The organism is Curtobacterium sp. B8 (assembly GCF_000333315.1).
Classification (GTDB): domain Bacteria; phylum Actinomycetota; class Actinomycetes; order Actinomycetales; family Microbacteriaceae; genus Curtobacterium; species Curtobacterium luteum.
This window is the reverse complement of the sequence record NZ_BACW01000095.1, coordinates 1-2002: the sequence shown is the minus strand read 5'-3', so window position 1 is coordinate 2002 and position 2002 is coordinate 1. Positions and strand designations below refer to the sequence as shown.

Here is a 2002-nt window from a genome sequence, read left to right as displayed (position 1 = left end):
CGCCGAGGAGCGACCAGAGGTGGAGCCCGAACAGCGTCACCACGGGCAGGATTCCCGTGCGGAGCCCGTGCCGCACCACGACCTGGCGTTCGGGCAGCCCCTTCGCGCGGGCGGTCCGGACGAAGTCCTGCGACATCGACTCGAGCATCTCGCCCCGCGTGAGCCGGGCGTAGATCGCCGCGCTGATGAACGCGAGGACGCACCACGGCAGGATCAGGTGCGTGAACCAGCCGACCGGGTCGTCGGTGAACGCCACGTAGCCGCTCGTCGGCAGGATCCCCAGCACGAAGCCGAACAGCAGGATCGCCAGCAGGCCGACGAGGTACGACGGCGAGGAGACGCCGGCGACGGCCACGGTCATGACCGCGCGGTCCACGAACGTACCGCGACGGAGGGCCGAGACCGTGCCGCCGACGACTCCGGCGACCAGCCACAGCAGGGCGGCACCGACGGCGATCGACGCTGTGACGGGCAGGCGCGACACGATGAGGTTCGTGACGCTGTCGTGCAGCTGGAACGAGTAGCCGAAGCACGGGGCGGCGCAGTGGATCACCGAGGCGCCGCTGCCGAACGTCCGGCCGGTGAAGATGCCCGCGAGGTACGCGCCGAACTGCGCGAACCAGGGCTTGTCGGTGCCGAGGAACGCCTGCACCTCGCGGAGGCGGTCCGGCGTGCAGGGCTTGTCGCAGATCGCCCGCGCGGGGTTCGTCGGCAGGAGCACGAACAGGGCGTAGGTGATCGCCGCGACGACGAGCAGCACGACGACGGCGCCGAGGACACGGATCGCGATGAAGCGCAGGGTGGTCACCGGGCACCTCCACGGGGGTCGAGGGCGTCGCGGAGCGCATCGCCGAGCACGTTGAACGCGAGGGTGATGAGGAACAGCGCGGCGCCGGGGAAGACGAGGTACATCGGGTCGGTCTGCACCCACCCGACCGCGTCGCCGATGCTGCGACCCCACGACGGCGTCGGCGGCGTGACGCCGACGGCGAGGAAGGAGAGCGCGGCCTCGGCGCCGATCATCGAGGGGATCGAGATCGTCGCGTAGACGGTGATCGTCGCGGCGAGGTTCGGCAGCAGCTGCGTCCGGATGACGTGCCACCGTCCGGCACCCATGGCCGTGGAGGCCACGACGTAGTTCCGGGTCACCAGCGAGAGCGTCTGGCCGCGGACGACCCGCGCGACGCTCGGCCAACCGAAGAACCCGATGACGAGGACGACGAGGACCGGCTTCGGGAACGACGTCGGCACGATCGCGGTCAGGGCGATCATGAACACGAGCGACGGGAATCCGAAGATGACGTCGACGATCCGGGACAGCACACGGTCGTACCAGCCGCCGAAGAACCCGGTGGTCACGCCGACGAGCACGCCGATGACGATCGACAGTGCGGTCGCGGCGAGCCCGATGCCGAGCGAGGTCCGCGCGCCGTAGGTCACGATCGCGAAGAGGTCGCGGCCGGTGAGCGGTTCGACGCCGAACCAGTGCGTCCCGCTCACGCCGCCGAGGGCACCGCGGGGCGCTCCGAAGTCGTTGAGCGCGTCGATGTGGTACTTGTACGGGTCCTGTCCGCTGACGGACGCGATGAGCGGCGCCGCGATCGCGACCACCACGAACACGGCGATGACGACGGCGGCGGCGACGGCCCAGCGGTCCTTCCGGACGCGGCGGACGACGGCACGGAACCCGGTGGTCCGACCGGCAGCCGCCGCGACGGGACGGTCGACGACGTTGGCGGTCACGAGGCCACCCCTTCCCACGCACGCCACGCCTCGCGCCGTTCGGCCTGCCGGACGGGGTCGGCGACGGGCGCGGCCGCGAGGAGCATGCGCGTGTAGTCCTGCTGCGGGTCGTCGAGCACGGCCTCGGTGCGGCCGCGCTCGACGATGCGGCCGTCGTTGAGCACGACGACCTCGTCGGCGAGCTGGGGGACGACGGCGAGGTCGTGGCTGACGAGCAGCATCCGAACCCGAACTCGTCCTGCAGCGGGGCGAGCAGCTC

The 2002-nt window shown here is 71.3% G+C and carries 2 protein-coding genes and 1 pseudogene; all 3 read right to left on the bottom strand.

Annotated elements, in window-relative coordinates:
• On the bottom strand, positions 1-808 hold an 808-nt coding region (locus I59_RS02530), incomplete at its 3' end, for an ABC transporter permease (protein WP_022902533.1).
• The gene (locus I59_RS02525; protein WP_022902532.1) at positions 805-1743 is read right to left on the bottom strand and encodes an ABC transporter permease; all 939 of its coding nucleotides are present in this window, start codon (positions 1741-1743) and stop codon (positions 805-807) included. The genes I59_RS02530 and I59_RS02525, both read right to left, overlap by 4 nt.
• Positions 1740-2002 (bottom strand): annotated as a pseudogene (locus tag I59_RS02520) (hypothetical protein); the annotation flags it as partial. The pseudogene I59_RS02520 and the gene I59_RS02525, both read right to left, overlap by 4 nt.